This window comes from Pseudomonas putida W15Oct28, from assembly GCF_000708715.2.
Classification (GTDB): domain Bacteria; phylum Pseudomonadota; class Gammaproteobacteria; order Pseudomonadales; family Pseudomonadaceae; genus Aquipseudomonas; species Aquipseudomonas putida_R.
This window is the reverse complement of record NZ_JENB01000062.1, coordinates 1-15,794: the sequence shown is the minus strand read 5'-3', so window position 1 is coordinate 15,794 and position 15,794 is coordinate 1. Positions and strand designations below refer to the sequence as shown.

At 64.1% G+C, this 15,794-nt stretch carries 13 protein-coding genes and 1 pseudogene; 4 read left to right on the top strand and 10 right to left on the bottom strand.

Annotated elements, in window-relative coordinates:
* Positions 1 to 25: 25 nt before the first annotated feature.
* From AK81_RS25770 to AK81_RS25740, 7 genes are all read right to left on the bottom strand, one after another.
* The gene (locus AK81_RS25770; RefSeq protein WP_043203832.1) at positions 26 to 1,222 is read right to left on the bottom strand and encodes a hypothetical protein; all 1,197 of its coding nucleotides are present in this window, start codon (positions 1,220 to 1,222) and stop codon (positions 26 to 28) included.
* Entirely contained in the window at positions 1,219 to 1,950 is a 732-nt protein-coding gene (locus tag AK81_RS25765) for a pilus assembly protein (protein ID WP_043203830.1), read from the bottom strand. Before AK81_RS25765 ends, AK81_RS25770 begins: the two co-directional genes overlap by 4 nt.
* Positions 1,951 to 2,041: 91 nt before the next feature.
* Positions 2,042 to 4,516, bottom strand: coding sequence for a CS1-pili formation C-terminal domain-containing protein (locus tag AK81_RS25760; RefSeq protein ID WP_043203828.1), 2,475 nt, complete (start codon positions 4,514 to 4,516; stop codon positions 2,042 to 2,044).
* A gap of 78 nt (positions 4,517 to 4,594) precedes the next feature.
* Complete coding sequence (locus AK81_RS25755) at positions 4,595 to 5,074, bottom strand: CS1 type fimbrial major subunit (RefSeq protein WP_043203826.1); 480 nt, start codon at positions 5,072 to 5,074, stop codon at positions 4,595 to 4,597.
* 191 nt (positions 5,075 to 5,265) lie between these two features.
* Positions 5,266 to 6,930, bottom strand: coding sequence for a cation acetate symporter (locus AK81_RS25750; RefSeq protein ID WP_043203824.1), 1,665 nt, complete (start codon positions 6,928 to 6,930; stop codon positions 5,266 to 5,268).
* On the bottom strand, positions 6,927 to 7,238 hold the full coding sequence (locus AK81_RS25745; protein ID WP_039604303.1) for a DUF485 domain-containing protein: 312 nt from the start codon (positions 7,236 to 7,238) through the stop codon (positions 6,927 to 6,929). The genes AK81_RS25750 and AK81_RS25745 overlap by 4 nt, the downstream gene beginning before the upstream one ends.
* 242 nt (positions 7,239 to 7,480) lie before the next feature.
* A complete protein-coding gene (locus AK81_RS25740) occupies positions 7,481 to 8,341 on the bottom strand; it encodes a glycine betaine ABC transporter substrate-binding protein (protein ID WP_043203818.1) in 861 nt (286 codons plus the stop codon).
* A gap of 197 nt (positions 8,342 to 8,538) precedes the next feature.
* Between AK81_RS25740 and AK81_RS25735 the strand changes: the two genes are divergently transcribed.
* Positions 8,539 to 10,104 (top strand): beta-1,6-glucan synthase, encoded by a 1,566-nt coding sequence (locus AK81_RS25735; protein WP_043203816.1) that lies wholly within the window; start codon positions 8,539 to 8,541, stop codon positions 10,102 to 10,104.
* A gap of 142 nt (positions 10,105 to 10,246) precedes the next feature.
* Here the strand turns inward: AK81_RS25735 and AK81_RS25730 are convergent, their stop codons facing one another.
* A complete protein-coding gene (locus AK81_RS25730) occupies positions 10,247 to 10,600 on the bottom strand; it encodes a hypothetical protein (RefSeq protein ID WP_043203814.1) in 354 nt (117 codons plus the stop codon).
* 190 nt (positions 10,601 to 10,790) lie between these two features.
* On the opposite strand from AK81_RS25730, the gene AK81_RS25725 reads away from it, so the two are divergent.
* On the top strand, positions 10,791 to 12,089 hold the full coding sequence (locus AK81_RS25725; RefSeq protein WP_043203812.1) for a serine/threonine protein kinase: 1,299 nt from the start codon (positions 10,791 to 10,793) through the stop codon (positions 12,087 to 12,089).
* Between the two features lie 73 nt (positions 12,090 to 12,162).
* Positions 12,163 to 12,909, top strand: a complete 747-nt coding sequence (locus AK81_RS25720) for an MlaA family lipoprotein (protein ID WP_049274372.1) — start codon at positions 12,163 to 12,165, stop codon at positions 12,907 to 12,909.
* 114 nt (positions 12,910 to 13,023) lie between these two features.
* On the opposite strand, the gene AK81_RS25715 is transcribed toward AK81_RS25720, so the two are convergent.
* Together AK81_RS25715 and AK81_RS25710 are read right to left on the bottom strand one after the other, a co-directional pair.
* The gene (locus AK81_RS25715) at positions 13,024 to 14,172 is read right to left on the bottom strand and encodes a patatin-like phospholipase family protein (protein WP_043203807.1); all 1,149 of its coding nucleotides are present in this window, start codon (positions 14,170 to 14,172) and stop codon (positions 13,024 to 13,026) included.
* Positions 14,173 to 14,315: 143 nt separating this feature from the next.
* Positions 14,316 to 15,251, bottom strand: coding sequence for a lipid A biosynthesis lauroyl acyltransferase (locus tag AK81_RS25710; protein ID WP_043203805.1), 936 nt, complete (start codon positions 15,249 to 15,251; stop codon positions 14,316 to 14,318).
* A gap of 111 nt (positions 15,252 to 15,362) precedes the next feature.
* Between AK81_RS25710 and minC the strand changes: the two are divergent.
* A pseudogene (gene minC, locus AK81_RS25705) lies at positions 15,363 to 15,794 on the top strand (septum site-determining protein MinC); the annotation flags it as partial.

Below are 15,794 nucleotides of genomic sequence, written 5' to 3'. Positions count from 1 at the left end.
CCTCCTCGCTTGTTGTGGTTGCTGGCTACAACTCGGCATCGAACACCACCGTGACCAGGCCGGTATAGGTGCTGCCGGGGTATCGGAGCATGCTCTGCACGTCATTCCGGGCCACCTGGAAATGCAACTGGCCTGGGCGGTTCAAGGTGGCCATGGCCGCGTCGAACTGCAGCGCCGCCAGCCGCCCACTGGGCAACGCCAGCCGCTGTACGGGCGCCCCCTGGTGCTCGATACCCGACGGCAGGCTCATGGCAACCTCGACGGGTACCTGATCGCTCTGCTGGTTGCGTATCGCGCAGCGGGTGTCGACATAGTGCTCACAGAGCTTGTAGACCTTGAACGGCCCCGTCGACCAGACCCTGAACGGCAGGTCGCGGGCGAGCCGCTGCGGAGGCTTGCCGCCGGCCAGCCAGGCCTGCCAGCCCCCGGGGGGCTCAAGTACCGCCCGGTCTGAACCTGGGGGGAATTCGAAGATGAAGGCGTGCTGCACATCGAGGACGAAGTTCACCGTAAGGCTGTTGCCACTGAGCGCAGTGACATCGTTGCCGAAGTCGAAATCACCGCCAGGGCCGATGCTGTAGGTGACGCTGCCTCGCCACGTGCCACTGGGCATGCGAAACGGCGGGGTGATGTCGATGGCGTAGGCGACGCTGGTATCGATCACCGATACGACCACTACCCGCCCGTTCGCCGCATTCGACCTGTTGGCCCAGCATGGCGATGGCGCAGCGGGCTGGGTAACATCCCACAGATAAGTAACTATTGCCGGCCTGTATTGCAACACAGCGCCTATGCGGCTGCAGCCGCCATAAAGGTCCATCTGATAGATCGGGTGGTAGTCGCCGCCGCCGGGGGCCTGCACCCTTTGGCTGATGGCCGTCCACTCGAAGGTAAGCCGTCGCGACTCGCCGGTGGCATCGTGGTAGACATCGACCTCGCGCCTGGCCGGCAGGCTGAGGTAGAACTCATCGCGCGGATCGGCAGCGCCCTTGGTGGTTTTCTTGTCGTAGGTAATCGGCAAGGTCACGGTAGTGCGGTTTCTGCAGGTTACAACCCAGCCGTTGCACAGCCCGCCTGGGGGCGTGGTGTTGTCGAAACGCCCGCTACCGCCCCCCCGGTACTCGGCCGAAATTGTTACATCGAGCGCGCTGACCATGGGCGCAGCCAGCAACAGCGCAGCGCCCAGAAAGCCGCGCAACTGCCGGGCCAGCCCCCCCCTCATCGCATCACCTTGGCGCTACGTTGCTCGCCCTCATGCAGTTCGAACTGGTGCACGCGGCTGGCGTCCCCGGCAAACTGCCGGCTGCGACCTGGCAGCAGGTGGTGCTTGGTGGCCGGCTCACATTCTTCGCCGGGCGCACGACACTGGCGGAAGTGGTCGAGCACCACGGTGGTGTTGCCCTGGTTGGCCACCGTCAGCTGCCCGCCCTCGCGCTGTATGGGCGTCTGGTATTGCGCCTGCGCCGGCCTTACGAACAGCAGCGAGCCATAGCCTGCCAGCAGGTTTACCCCCGCCGTAAGGCTGTCGCGGTACTGCGCCGCCTCCTGCTCGTCCACGGCAAAACCATCGCCCAGTTCAGGCAGCACCGGCATGAAGCGCAGGCGGAAGTAGCGCTCCTTGTCCCGGTCGCCGCGGTACAACAGGCGCACAGCCTGCATGCCTTGGGCCGGCACGATCAAACGCGCCGGGCTGGCGACCAGGCCACGCTGCTCCAGCGCCAGGCCGTCGGTATCGACTTCATGGGCCACACCGGCCTCGTCATAGATCAGTTCAGCGACGCTGACCTTGACGAAGGCCGTAGTGTCGCCGCTGTTGCGCACGCGCTTGAGCAGCGTGCTCTTGTCGCCGTCGAGGTAATCATACAAGCCGCCAACGTTGAGCTCGGGGGCGGCGACTGCGGCCAGTGGCAGGGCCAACAAGGCGAGGGCCAGAAGAGAGGGCATGTTCATGCGGCAAAGCTCCCTGAATGACGGGGTTAAGGGTATTGCTGTGCGCAACCATTCGGCCACGTTTTAAGCAGTAGGAAATTTCTGAAAATCACTACAAGCGCGCGGCAATTTCGGGCAGGCATTGTTGATCGCCGGCCAGCAGTACATCGCCTTCACGCGTAAGGCCGTCCAGGTCCAGGCGCAACAGGCACAGCGGCTGGCCACGCTGGCGAATTTCCAGGGTCGGTGTCGCTTCGCTCATTTCCACCGCGAAGAAGCCATCGGCTTCGCTGACGCTGCGGCTGGCATGGTTGATGACCTGGGCACCGCGCAGCGGCTGGCCCTGGCCATCGAGCAGGCGGCCCAGCACGGTGACTGTGCGCAGTACGCTGACCTGGCGGTAATCGATACCGCCGCGGTTCAGGTGGTAGTCCAGGCTCGACGGCTGGATCACGGCGGCGGTGGCCGCGTGCCCCTCGAAATCGAACTGCACGTGGCCGGCCTTGTAGGCCGTGACCGGAATGATGTTGCGCCCGGGGTGCAGGTCGACACCCAGCGCATCGTCGGCGCGCAGCTTGAGGTCTTCGATGTCGGTATCCACATCGACGATCAGCGCCGCCTGGTGCGCCATGTACTGGCCGCTTACGGCCGCCTTGCCGGCGCCCACCGCCACCAGGCTCTCCAGGTTCAGCCCGCCCGTGAACTCACCGTTGTAGGAAGAACGCAGCAGGTAGGCGTCACCGTGCATGACCTGGTTCTCGAACTGGGTGTCGGCGCCCAGCCCCGCACCATAACGGTCGGCACTGAGGGTGGCGCCGACACTGCGCAACGGCCCAAGCTCGACGTCCTGCTGATAGCCCAGCGACGTATTGAGGTCACGCCCGCCGTCACGCGAGGTACGGCTGCCGATACTCGCGGACAAACGCCGGCCGCCCCCCCCCAGGCTCATGCTCAGGCTCAGGTTGACCCCGCGGCTGCGCGCATCGCCGGTACCACTGTTGCCCGGCCGGTCGAACAGCGACAACCGCCAGTTGGCATCGGAACCGAGCAGGCGCCCGTAGTAGGCCCAGCCCAGGTCCACCCCGGTGCCTGCGTCGCTGCCGCTGCTGTGGGACAGGCGCACGCTGGCGGTGTTGCGGGGGTCGAGGCGATGGCTGAGCGACAACGCAGATTGCGTCTGGCGCGCCTGGAAAGGCCGTGTCGACGCGTCGTCACGACGGTCTGGGTAGGTGCGGGTCAGCCAGCTGCGGCTATGGCTGGCGACCAGCGACCCACGCTCATAGGCATGAATCAGCTGAAGGTCATAGCCGTTGCCATGGTCCTGGGCGTGGAACAGGTTGCCGTACAGCTTGACGCGGTCGCGCATATCCCAATCCAGCGAGGTACCGTATTGCATGGCATCGTCGATGCGCTGGGCAGACACGCCGGCGATTGCCCTGGGGTGCAGCAGGTAATTGGCCAGCACGCCCGCCGCCAGGCTGTCGTCCTGGTCGTCCTGCCAGTTGCTCAGTTGGCTGCTCTGGCGCCCGACATACAGGTTGTAACGCCAGGGCGCGTCGGTGCTGCGCCAGTTGCCGGGCTTGTAGACAAATGCCTGGCTGCGCGAACTCACCTGGCCGTCCTCGACCAGGCGCACCTCAACCTCGTAGATGCCGCCGGGCAGCACCGTGGTGTCGAGGGTCTGCAGCCCGGGTTGTACCGGCTGGCTGTTGATCAGCACGCCATTGCGGTAGATCTCTGCCACGGCCGGGCGGTTGGGGGTGACGTGAATGGGCGTGGCACTGGGCGCGGCGCTGTCGATGCGCAGGCTATCGCTGCTGCCAAACATCACGCCCAGGGTGGTGTCGGGGCTCGCGCCCATCAGCCGGGGCTGGCGGGCAAGGCCCTGAGCGCTGGGGGTGAAGTAACCCAGGCGATAGAAATGCTCATCGACCAGACGCTCACCATACAGTTGGTCGACCCGGTAGCGGGTGCTCGCCTGGCTGTCGCTGCCACGGTCGAGCTGGCCGTCGGCCAGTGCTGTCCACTGGCCGACACTGCCCTGCCCCTGCAAGGCATAGCGGCCACTGGTGGCCACGCCATCGTTCACCAGGTTGAGCTGGTTGCGCAGCAACAGGCCATGGCTACCCTGCTCCGGCAGGCGATGAAAGCGCTCGGCAGTGGCGACGGCTTCGGCGCGGTCGGTGAGCAGCGACAGCTGGGAGTTGGCCAGGCTGTAGTGAATGGCCCGCAAGCCTTCCGGGCAGTCTGCCTGGCAGTCGCCCAGGGCGCGGCCATTGGCCAGCCGTTCGCGCCAGCGTCGGCGCAGGCTTTCGGGCTCGCGGCTGTCGAAAGTTTCGGTGAAGTCCAGCAGCTGTACCTGCTGGTCGCGGCTGAGCACCACCATGGCGTCACCCAGGTAGCGGCCGTCCAGGTCTACCCGCACGGCCAGCGGCACGTCGTAAAAATGCGCCTCAAACTCTCGCGGCAGGCCTTTGACCGGCCCCAGGGCGCTGGTCGCGCCGTGGCTCGTGCCGGCCCACAGGGCCATGCAGGCCGCCAGCGGCAACCAGCGGCGCAACACGGCGGTGGAGGAATGTCGGGACATGGGTATCGCTTGCAGGCATGACCCGCCCGCCCCTCGCGGTCGGCGAGGGCCAGGGCAGGCACTGTGGTGAACGAAGGTTTAAGGCGCGGCGGTTTCGAAAATCATGCTGACCAGGCCCTGGTAGTTGCCTGGCTCGTAACCGGTGGTTGGCGCCGGCTGGGCCGCGACGTGGAAACCGATGACCGCGCCTGCTGCGGCCTGGGCTTCGCTGACCACTTCGGCAGGGGTGGTTTGCAGCACGGTGTCGCCGACTTTGACGTCCAGGGCAATGTTGTTGGAGCCACTGGCGATCACTGCAGGAGAAACCAGGTAGGCACTGATCGGGCCGATGGTGCTTTTGACTTGCAGTTCCTTGCGGATCGGGTCGAGTCTTTGCTGAAAGGAATTCCAGGCCATTTCTTGCGGGTCATTCATCCAGTTGCCGCCTACTGGCTCAACGTAGAAGGCATCGGTCGGCACCTGCGCGACGATTTGCACCTGCTTCTCGATCGGGTCGACCGCAAAGGCGGAACCGGTGAACAACAGGGCCAGGGGCAAGGCAAGTAACGAGCGTTTCAAAGGCAATATCTCCTTGGTAGTGATGGCTACCGGTTTTTTCCGGCGAGCAAGGAGATTATTCAGACTTACGCTTCTTCATTGACTAGGACCGTTCCGAACGGGCCTCGGAAATTTCCCAGCGGTTTGAAAGGCGATTATCCAGAAACGACAACGCCCCGGCTGGCGGGGCGTTGTGTATCAGCGTTCAAGCGTTAGTGGGAAACCGCCCCGCTGGCACCCAGGCCAGTCTGCGAACGCACGAACTGCGGGTAGAACAACGCACGTTCGTCGTCGGCAGCCTTGGACTTGTCGGTGACCGAGAAGAACCAGATGCTGACGAAGGCAATGGCCATCGAGAACAGCGCCGGGTACTCGTACGGGTAGATCGGCTTCTCGTGGCCGAGGATCTGCACCCAGATGGTCGGGCCAAGGATCATCAGGCCCACTGCACTCACCAGGCCCAGCCAGCCGCCGATCATGGCGCCGCGGGTGGTCAGTTTCTTCCAGTACATCGAAAGCAGCAGTACCGGGAAGTTGCAGCTGGCGGCGATGGAGAACGCCAGGCCGACCATGAAGGCGATGTTCTGCTTCTCGAACAGGATACCCAGGCCGATCGCCAGCACGCCCAGGGCGATGGTGGTGATCTTCGACACGCGGATCTCGTCCTTGTCGTTAGCCTTGCCCTTGCGCCATACGCTGGCGTACAGGTCGTGGGACACCGCCGAGGCACCGGCCAGGGTCAGGCCGGCAACCACTGCCAGGATGGTGGCGAAGGCCACTGCCGAGATAAAGCCGAGGAAGATGCTGCCACCCACGGCATCGGCCAGGTGCACCGCCGCCATGTTGTTACCACCCAGCAGGGCGCCGGCGGCGTCCTTGAAGTCCGGGTTGGTGCTGACCAGCAGGATCGCGCCGAAGCCGATGATGAAGGTGAGGATGTAGAAGTAGCCGATGAAGCCGGTGGCGTACAGCACGCTCTTGCGCGCTTCCTTGGCGTCACTGACGGTGAAGAAGCGCATCAGGATGTGCGGCAGGCCGGCGGTACCGAACATCAGCGCCAGGCCCAGCGAGAAGGCCGAGATCGGGTCCTTGACCAGGCCGCCCGGGCTCATGATCGCCTCACCCTTGCTGTGCACCTTGATCGCTTCCGAGAACAGGGTGTTGAAGTCGAAGCCTACGTGCTTCATCACCATCAGCGCCATGAAGCTGGCACCGGACAGCAGCAGCACGGCCTTGATGATCTGTACCCAGGTGGTGGCCAGCATGCCGCCGAACAGCACGTACAGGCACATCAGGATACCCACCAGGATCACCGCGACGTGGTAGTCCAGGCCGAACAGCAGCTCGATCAGTTTACCGGCACCGACCATCTGCGCGATCAGGTAGAAGGCCACCACTACCAGCGAACCGGAGGCGGACAAGGTACGGATTTCCTTCTGCCCGAGGCGGTACGAGGCCACGTCGGCGAAGGTGTACTTGCCCAGGTTGCGCAGGCGTTCGGCAATCAGGAAGAGGATGATCGGCCAGCCGACCAAAAAGCCGATCGAGTAGATCAGGCCGTCGTAGCCAGAGGTGAACACCAGTGCGGAAATACCCAGGAACGAGGCAGCCGACATATAGTCGCCGGCAATCGCCAGGCCGTTCTGGAAGCCGGTGATCTTGCCGCCGGCCGCGTAGTAGTCCGCCGCCGACTTGTTGCGTTTGGAGGCCCAGTAGGTGATGCCGAGGGTGAAGGCGACAAAGGCCACGAACATGGCGATCGCGGCAACGTTCAGCGGCTGTTTCTGCACCTCGCCGGTCAGGGCATCGGCTGCCCACACGGCGGGTGCGAAGGCTCCGCAGGCCAATACAGCCAGGGTTTTGGCGTGGCGAATCATTGTTGCGCCTCCTTGAGGATGGCCTTGTTCAGCTCATCGAATTCGCCGTTGGCGCGGCGTACGTAGATGGCGGTCAGGACGAATGCCGAAATGATCAGGCCGACGCCCAAGGGAATGCCCCAGGTAATCGACGACTCAGGGCTGAGCTTGGCACCCAGCAGATGAGGACCGTAGGCGATCAGGAGGATGAAGGCGCAGTACAGGCCGAGCATGATCGCCGAGAGAATCCAGGCGAACCGTTCGCGTTTGGTGACCAGCTCCTTGAAACGGGGGCTGTTTTGTATCGAGAGGTAAATGCTGTCGTTCATTGTTTTTGTCCTAGCAGCACAGGTAGGGGATGAAACCCACACCCTTACTTTATGCGGCTGTTGGACGGCAACCAGACGACCTTAGTCTTAGATGCAACGGTGTTTTACCGATTGCGTAACAAAGTGATGGCCCTTTCGCGGGTAAACCCGCTCCCACAGGGGCATCACAAGGCCTGAAGGCAGTGATATACCTGTGGGAGCGGGCATGCCCGCGAAGAACCAAAACCGGCCCTTGAAAGTGGTTACTTACCAGTCCACTCCGCCACGCGATCAGGGTGCTTGGCTACCCAATCCTTGGCCGCAGCTTCCGGCTTGGCCCCTTCCTGGATCGCCAGCATCACCTCGCCAATCTCGTCCTTGGACTGCCAGCTGAACTTCTTCAGGAACTCCGCGACTTCCGGTGCCTTGGTGGCCAGTTCCTTGCTGCCGATACTGTTCACGGTTTCCGCCGCGCCATACACGCCTTTCGGGTCTTCGAGGAACCTCAGCTTCCACTTGGCGAACATCCAGTGCGGTACCCAGCCGGTCACTGCAATCGACTGTTGCTTGGCATAGGCACGGCCCAGTTCCGCCGTCATCGCCGCGCCCGAGCTGGCCTGCAGCTTGTAACCGGTCAGGTCGTAGTCCTTGATCGCCTGGTCGGTCTTGAGCATCACGCCGGAGCCCGCGTCGATGCCGACAATCTTCTGCTTGAAGCTACTATCGGTCTTGAGGTCGGCGATGCTCGCCGCCTTCACGTACTCGGGCACGATCAGGCCGATCTTGGCGTCCTTGAAGTTGGCGCCGTAGTCGACCACGTTGTCCTTGTTCTTGGCCCAGTACTCACCATGCGTCACCGGCAACCAGGCCGACAACATGGCATCGAGCTTGCCGGTTGCCACACCCTGCCACATGATCCCCGTGGCCACGGCCTGCAACTTCACGTCGTAGCCGAGCTTTTGCTTGATCACTTCGGCGGCCACGTTGGTGGTCGCCACACTGTCGGCCCAACCATCCACGTAACCTATGCTCACTTCTTTGGCCATTGCCTGTGCAGCGCTCATGGCCATTACCAGGGCGGTGCCCACACCCAGTAAACGTCGCATTTTTTTCAAAGTTGCCATCAAAGCATCCCCTCGTCAGGTCTTGGAGATTGCATCATCTTCCTGCAACACAGGTCGACCTGATCCAGCTGCGACCTGCACCTGCCCCATATGCGACAGCACTGTGCCATTAGCGTCATCGGCCTACACCGGCCTGCGCGATCCTTGCATGCCAAACCTTTGGCGCCGGGCTACTATCTACCCTTTTGCGCCTGACGATGGACCGCCCGATGCCCAGTTCCGCCCGCCTGTTGCTGCCGCTGTACCTGCTTGCCTGCCTGTTGGCCCTGCTGGGGCTCGCCGGGCTCTGGTACGGGCTTGGCAAGCCGGTGCACCTGCCCGATGCGGCCAGCCCGACGCACAAGCTGCAATGCGCGTCCTACACGCCGTTCGACAAGGACCAGTCGCCCTACGACCAGCCGTTTCGTCTGCGCCCGGCGCGCATGGACGCCGACCTTGCCTTGCTGGCTGAGCGTTTCCAGTGCATCCGCACCTATTCCGTGACCGGCCTTGAGGCAATCCCGGCGCTGGCGCGCAAGCATGGGCTGAAAGTGATGCTGGGCGCCTGGGTCAACGCTCACGCGGCCGACACCGACAAGGAAATCGACCTGCTGATCGCCACCGCCAACGCCAACCCCGATGTGGTCAGCGCGGTGATCGTGGGCAACGAGACGTTGCTGCGCAAGGAAGTCACCGGCGCGCACCTGGCCAAGCTGATCGCGCGGGTGAAAAGCCAGGTGAAGGTGCCGGTGACCTACGCGGATGTGTGGGAGTTCTGGCTGCAGCACCCGCAGGTAGCACCCGAGGTGGACTTCTTGACCATCCACCTGCTGCCTTACTGGGAAGATGACCCGCGCGGTATCGACGATGCACTGGCCCACGTGGCCGATGTGCGCCGGGTATTCGGCACGCGCTTTGCGCCCAAGGACATCCTGATTGGCGAAACCGGCTGGCCCAGCGAAGGCCGCCAGCGCGAGACTGCAATACCCAGCCGGGTCAACGAGGCACGCTTCATTCGCGGCTTCGTGGCCATGGCCGAAAGCAACGGCTGGCACTACAACCTGATCGAAGCATTCGACCAGCCTTGGAAGCGCGCCAATGAAGGGGCGGTAGGCGGTTACTGGGGGCTTTACGATGCCGACCGGCAGGACAAGGGCGTGCTGGAAGGGCCGGTGAGCAACCTGCATGACTGGCCGCAATGGCTGCTGGCCAGTGCACTGCTGATGGCGGCCATGCTGTTGCTGGCCGGGCGCCCTGCTACACCCATGGCGGCCTTGCTGTTGCCATTGCTGGCCGCGTTTGGCGCAGGCTGCCTGGGGTTGTGGGGCGAGTTGATGCGCACCCATGCACGCTTTGCCGGCGAGTGGCTGTGGGCAGTTGCGCTGGCCGGGCTGAACCTGCTGGTGCTGGCCCATGCGCTGCTGGCTTTGGCGCAGCGGGCGGGCTGGCGCGAGCGTTTGTTTGCCTGGTTGCAGGCGCGGGCCGGCTGGCTGTTGCTGGCAGCCGGCTTTGCCGCGGCGGTGAGCATGCTGGCGATGGTGTTCGACCCACGCTACCGCAGCTTCCCCAGCGCCGCGCTGGCCTTGCCGGCGCTGGTGTATGTGCTGTGGCCGGTGCGGGCGCGACGGGCGGAGGTGGCGCTGCTGGCGTTCATTGTCGGGGCCGGGGTGGGGCCGCAGTTGTTCGTGGAAGGGCTGGAGAACCAGCAGGCCTGGGGTTGGGCTTTGGTGAGTGTGCTAATGACGGCGGCTTTGTGGCGCAGCTTGCGGCTGCGTCCGGCCTGATATCCTTGGGACCGCTTCGCGCTCCATCGCAGGCAAGCCAGCTCCCACAGGGACCGCGCCGGATTCATGGGCTGCATATCTCCTGTGGGAGCTGGCTTGCCTGCGATGGGCCGCAAAGCGGCCCCTGTCAGCCTTACTCCGGTTACCTGACCAGTCGCAGCCCCGCCAGCACCAGTGCAAACACTGCAATGCTGGCGGTATACAGCACCAGCGCCGGCACCGCGAACACCAACGCCAGCACTGCCAGCCACCAGCCCGCACGGCCGGCAACCACCTGCGCCAGCAGCGCCAGGCCCAGCCCGGACCAGGCCATCACCTGGTGGTGAATGCCCAACCCCAGCAGTGAGCGCACCTCACACTGCCAGTACGCCGCAGGCGCCGTGCACAGCCCAACCCACTGGCCATCCTCCATCAGCCCATAGCGCACGCCATAACTGGCAGCGAGCCACAGCCCCAGAAACAGCACAAGCAGCGCAGCCGGCAGCGAACGAGACATCCTGTTCTCCAATAGCGGTAATCGAAAGCATCCATGATCGCTTATGCCCGGTTGTAAGGCAAAATCACAGCCCTGCAGCTATGTTGCAGATAACAAGCACACCAAAGGCCACCGCAACTGGCAACTTTGCCCGGTTGGATGTGGTCCTAGCCTGCACACTGCTCGACCTTGCGTTCTTTTGGGGGATTACATGCTTCGATCTTTGCGCCTCGCTGCCCTGCTCGGTAGCCTGCTCATGGCGGTGGCCGCTTCAGCGCGGGATATCGACGCTGCCAGCTACGGCTACCCCTTGACCAACCCGTTCGAGGCGACCATCGCCACCACGCCGCCGGACCAGCGCCCGACGCTGCCCAGCGACGATGAGATCGACCAGTCGGACTACAGCCTGAACCTGCGCCCGGAGCGTGAGTTCACCCTGCCCGACAATTTCTGGGCGGTAAAAAAGCTCAAGTACCGCCTGGCCCGCCAGGACCGCGAAGCGCCGCTGATCTTCATCATTGCCGGCACTGGCGCACCGTACACCAGCAGCATCAACGAATACCTGAAGAAGCTGTTCTACCAAGCCGGCTTCCACGTGGTGCAACTGTCGTCGCCCACCAGCTACGACTTCATGAGCGCCGCCTCGCGCTTCGCCACCCCCGGCGTCAGCCAGGAAGACGCCGAGGACATGTACAGGGTGATGCAGGCCGTGCGTGCGCAACACCCGCGCCTGCCGATCAGCGAGTTCTACCTCACCGGCTACAGCCTGGGCGCGCTGGATGCCGCTTTCGTCAGCCACCTGGACGAAACCCGCCGCAGCTTCAACTTCAAGCGCGTGCTGCTGCTGAACCCGCCGGTCAACCTGTACACCTCGATCAACAACCTGGACAAACTGGTGCAAACCCAGGTCAAGGGCATCGACCGCAGCACTACGTTCTACGAGCTGATGCTGACCAAGCTGACCCGCTACTTCCAGGACAAGGGCTACATCGACCTCAACGACGCCCTGCTGTACGACTTCCAGCAGTCGCGCCAGCACCTGTCCAACGAACAGATGGCCATGCTGATCGGCACCTCGTTCCGCTTCTCGGCGGCCGACATTGCCTTCACTTCCGACCTGATCAACCGCCGCGGCCTGATCATTCCGCCGAAGTTTCCGATCACCGAGAGCAGCAGCCTCACGCCGTTCTTCAAGCGTGCCCTGCAGTGTGATTTCGACTGCTACATGACCGAGCAGGTGATCCCGATGTGGCGCGCCCGCACCGACGGCAACAGCATCCTGCAACTGGTGAACCAGGTCAGCCTGTACGCCCTGGAAGACTACCTGCGCAGCAGCGACAAGATTGCCGTGATGCACAACGCCGACGACCTCATCCTCGGCCCCGGCGACATCGGCTTCTTGCGCAAGGTGTTTGGTGACCGGTTGACCCTTTACCCCCATGGCGGCCATTGCGGCAACCTCAACTACCGCGTCAACAGTGACGCCATGCTGGAGTTCTTCCGTGGTTAACAAACTCCTCTTCGCCACTGCCCTGCTTGCCGCCGGCCACACCTTCGCTGCCGAAACCGCCCCCCGGGCCAGCGTGGTCGAGGCCGACCCACAAGTGGTCGGCACCGCACCGCTGGTGCCTGAGGCCGATGGCTTCATCGACCCGTTGCGCGAGCTGAAATTCAACCCCGGGCTGGACCAGCGCGAGTTCGAGCGTTCTACCCTGGAAGCGCTGAACGTGTACGACCCGCTGGAGTCGATCAACCGGCGCGTCTATCACTTCAACTATCGGCTGGACCAATGGGTGCTGCTGCCGCTGGTGAGTGGTTACCAGTACGTCACCCCGCGCTTCGTGCGCACCGGGGTGAGCAACTTCTTCAACAACATCGGTGATGTGCCGAACCTGTTCAACAGCGTGTTGCAGCTCAAGGCCAAGCGCTCGGCAGAGATCACCGCGCGGTTGATGTTCAACACCATCATCGGCGTGGGTGGGCTATGGGACCCGGCGACCAGCATGGGCCTGCCGCGCCAGAGCGAGGACTTTGGCCAGACCCTGGGCTTCTATGGCGTGCCGGAAGGGCCGTACCTGATGCTGCCGGTGCTGGGGCCATCGAACCTGCGCGACACCACCGGGCTGGTGGTGGACTATGCGGGCGAGCAGGCGGTCAATTACCTGAACGTGGCCGAAGCCAGCACCGACCACCCGGAAATCTTCGCCCTGCGCGTGGTGGACAAGCGCTATACCACCAACTTCCGCTATGGCCAGCTCAACTCGCCGTTCGAGTACGAGAAGGTGCGGTATGTGTATACCCAGGCGCGCAAGTTGCAGATAGCCGAGTAAACCTGTACCGGCCCTATCGCCGGCAAGCCAGCTCCCACAGGTCCGCACGATACCCGGGCCTGTGGTGATCCTGTGGGAGCTGGCTTGCCGGCGATGAGGCCGGTATAGGCAACCTCATATCCCGAGGAACTGACACAGCTCCCGCTTCTTGGCCAGGGCATCCCGCCGCCCCAGTTCGATCAGCTCGCTGCAGTAGCTCGCCTCGAACAGCAGATAGCTCAACACCCCCGCCCCGCTGGTGCGCGTCGCCCCCGGCCCACGCAGGAACAAGCGCAACGCCGCCGGCAGCTCGCGCCGGTGCCGGGCGGCGATCTCGTCCAACGGCTGGCTGGGCGCTACCACCAGCACCTCGATTGGCGCCAACCCCAGGCGCCGTGCATCCAGATGCGCCGGCAGCAGCCGGCTCAGGTGGTTGAGCCGCTGCAGCAGTTCGATGTCGTCTTCCAGGCTGTCGATGAATGTGCTGTTGAGCATGTGCCCACCTATCTGCGCCAGGCTCGGCTGCTGCCCGCTGAACACGCGTTGAGTGGGCAAGGGTGGCGCAGGCCGCTGCGGGTTGCCGCTGACCCCGACCACCAGCACCCGGCTGGCACCCAGGTGCAAGGCCGGGCTGATCGGCGCCGACTGGCGCACCGCACCGTCGCCGTAAAATTCGTCGCCCAGCTGCACCGGGGCAAACAGCAGCGGGATGGCCGCGCTGGCCAGCAGGTGGTCGATAGTCAGTGGCGTGGGTACGCCGATGCGGCGGTGGCGCAGCCAGGCTTCGATAGTGCCGCGCCCCTGGTAGAAGGTGACCGCCTGGCCAGACTCGTAGCCAAAGGCGGTGACTGCCACCGCGCGCAACTGCTCGGTAGCCAGCGAATGGCCGATGCCATCCAGGTTCAGGTGCGCCTCCAGCAGGCTGCGCAACGGGCTGCTGTCCAGCAACGCCACCGGCGCCTGGCCACCCAGCCCAAGCAGGCTGTGGCCGACGAAACGGCTGGCCTGGCGGACGACGCCGGGCCAGTCACTGCGGATGACCAGGTGGCTGCGAAAGTTCTGCCAGAAGGCGGTAAGCCGCTGCACGGCTTCGTTGAAGTGGGTGGCACCGCTGGCCAGGGTGACGGCATTGATGGCGCCGGCAGAGGTGCCGACAATCACCGGGAACGGATTATGCGCGCCGGCGGGCAGCAGCTCGGCGATGCCGGCCAATACGCCGACCTGATAGGCGGCGCGGGCGCCGCCGCCAGAAAGGATAAGACCGGTTACCGGGGGTGGTGCCATCGCTTCCTTCCTGGATCATCTGTTTTCAGGCCCGGCCCCTTCGCGGGCTTGCCCGCTCCCACAGGTCCGCACAATGCCTGGGCCTGTAGGTAACCTGTGGGAGCGGGCAGGCCCGCGAAGAGGCCGGCACAGGTAAAATCAGTTCAGCGCTTTTTCTTGTCATACAGCCGCGGCGCCCCTTCGGGCCGCGACTTGAACCGGCGGTGTGCCCAAAGGTACTGCTCGGGGCACTCGCGCAACACACCCTCGATCCACCGGTTGATGCGCAGGCAATCGGCCTCTTCGCTTTCGCCGGGGAAGTCCGCCAGCGGCGGGTGGATGACCAGACGATAGCCGCTGCCATCCTCCAGGCGCTTCTGGGTGAACGGAATAACCTGCGCCTTGCCCAGCCGGGCGAATTTGGTAGTGGCGGTTACCGTCGCTGCCGGGATACCGAACAACGGCACGAAAATGCTCTGCTTGGCGCCGTAGTCCTGGTCCGGTGCGTACCAGATCGCCCGGCCCGAACGCAGCAGCTTGAGCATGCCACGCACGTCCTCGCGCTCCACCGCCAGCGAATCGAGGTTATGCCGCTCGCGGCCGCTGCGCTGGATGAAGTCGAACAGCGCATTGCCGTGCTCGCGGTACATGCCGTCAATGGTGTGCTGCTGGCCCAGCAGGGCGGCGCCGATTTCCAGGGTGGTAAAGTGCACGGCCATCAGGATGGCGCCCTGCCCCGCCTGCTGGGCGGCCTGCAAGTGCTCCAGCCCCTCGATATGGGCAAGCCGCGCCAGCCTGGCCTTGGGCCACCACCAGCTCATGGCCATTTCGAAGAAGGCGATACCGGTGGAGGCAAAGTTGGCCTTGAGCAAACGCCGCCGTTCGTCGACCGACAGCTCCGGGAAGCACAGTTCAAGGTTGCGTGCGGCAATGCGCCGACGTTCGCCGGCAAAGCAATACATCACGGCCCCCAGCGCGGCACCGGCTTTCAACAGGGCCCGGTACGGCAACTGGACCACCAGCCACAGCAGGCCCAGGCCCAGCCACAGGCCCCAGAACTTTGGGTGAAGGAAATAGGGACGAAAACGCGGGCGTTCCATTGAAGCTTCCGGAAAGACAAAGGCTGCGCATTCTACAACGGATCAGCGTATGTTGCGGGCAACCGGTGTTCTCGTTATAAATCAGGGCACTTTTCTCGCAACAAGCCGTCTATGCAGACCATGAGCCCAAACCACACCCCCGACACCGCCTCCGTGTTCCAGCTCAAGGGCAGCATGCTCGCCATCACAGTGCTGGAACTGGCGCGCAATGACCTTGAAGCCCTCGACCGCCAGCTGGCGGCCAAAGTTGCCCAGGCACCGAACTTCTTCAGCAATACGCCACTGGTGCTGGCGCTGGACAAGCTGCCGGCCGGCGAAGGGGCAATCGACCTGCCTGGCTTGATGCGCATCTGCCGCCACCATGGCCTGCGTACCCTGGCCATCCGCGCCAACCGCATCGAGGACATCGCCGCCGCCATCGCCATCGACCTGCCGGTGCTGCCACCGTCCGGCGCCCGCGAGCGGCCGCTTGAGCCCGAACCCGAGGTTGTCAAGCAGCCCGAGCCGGCCCCCGCGCCAGCACCCGCCCCCGAGCCCGAGGTG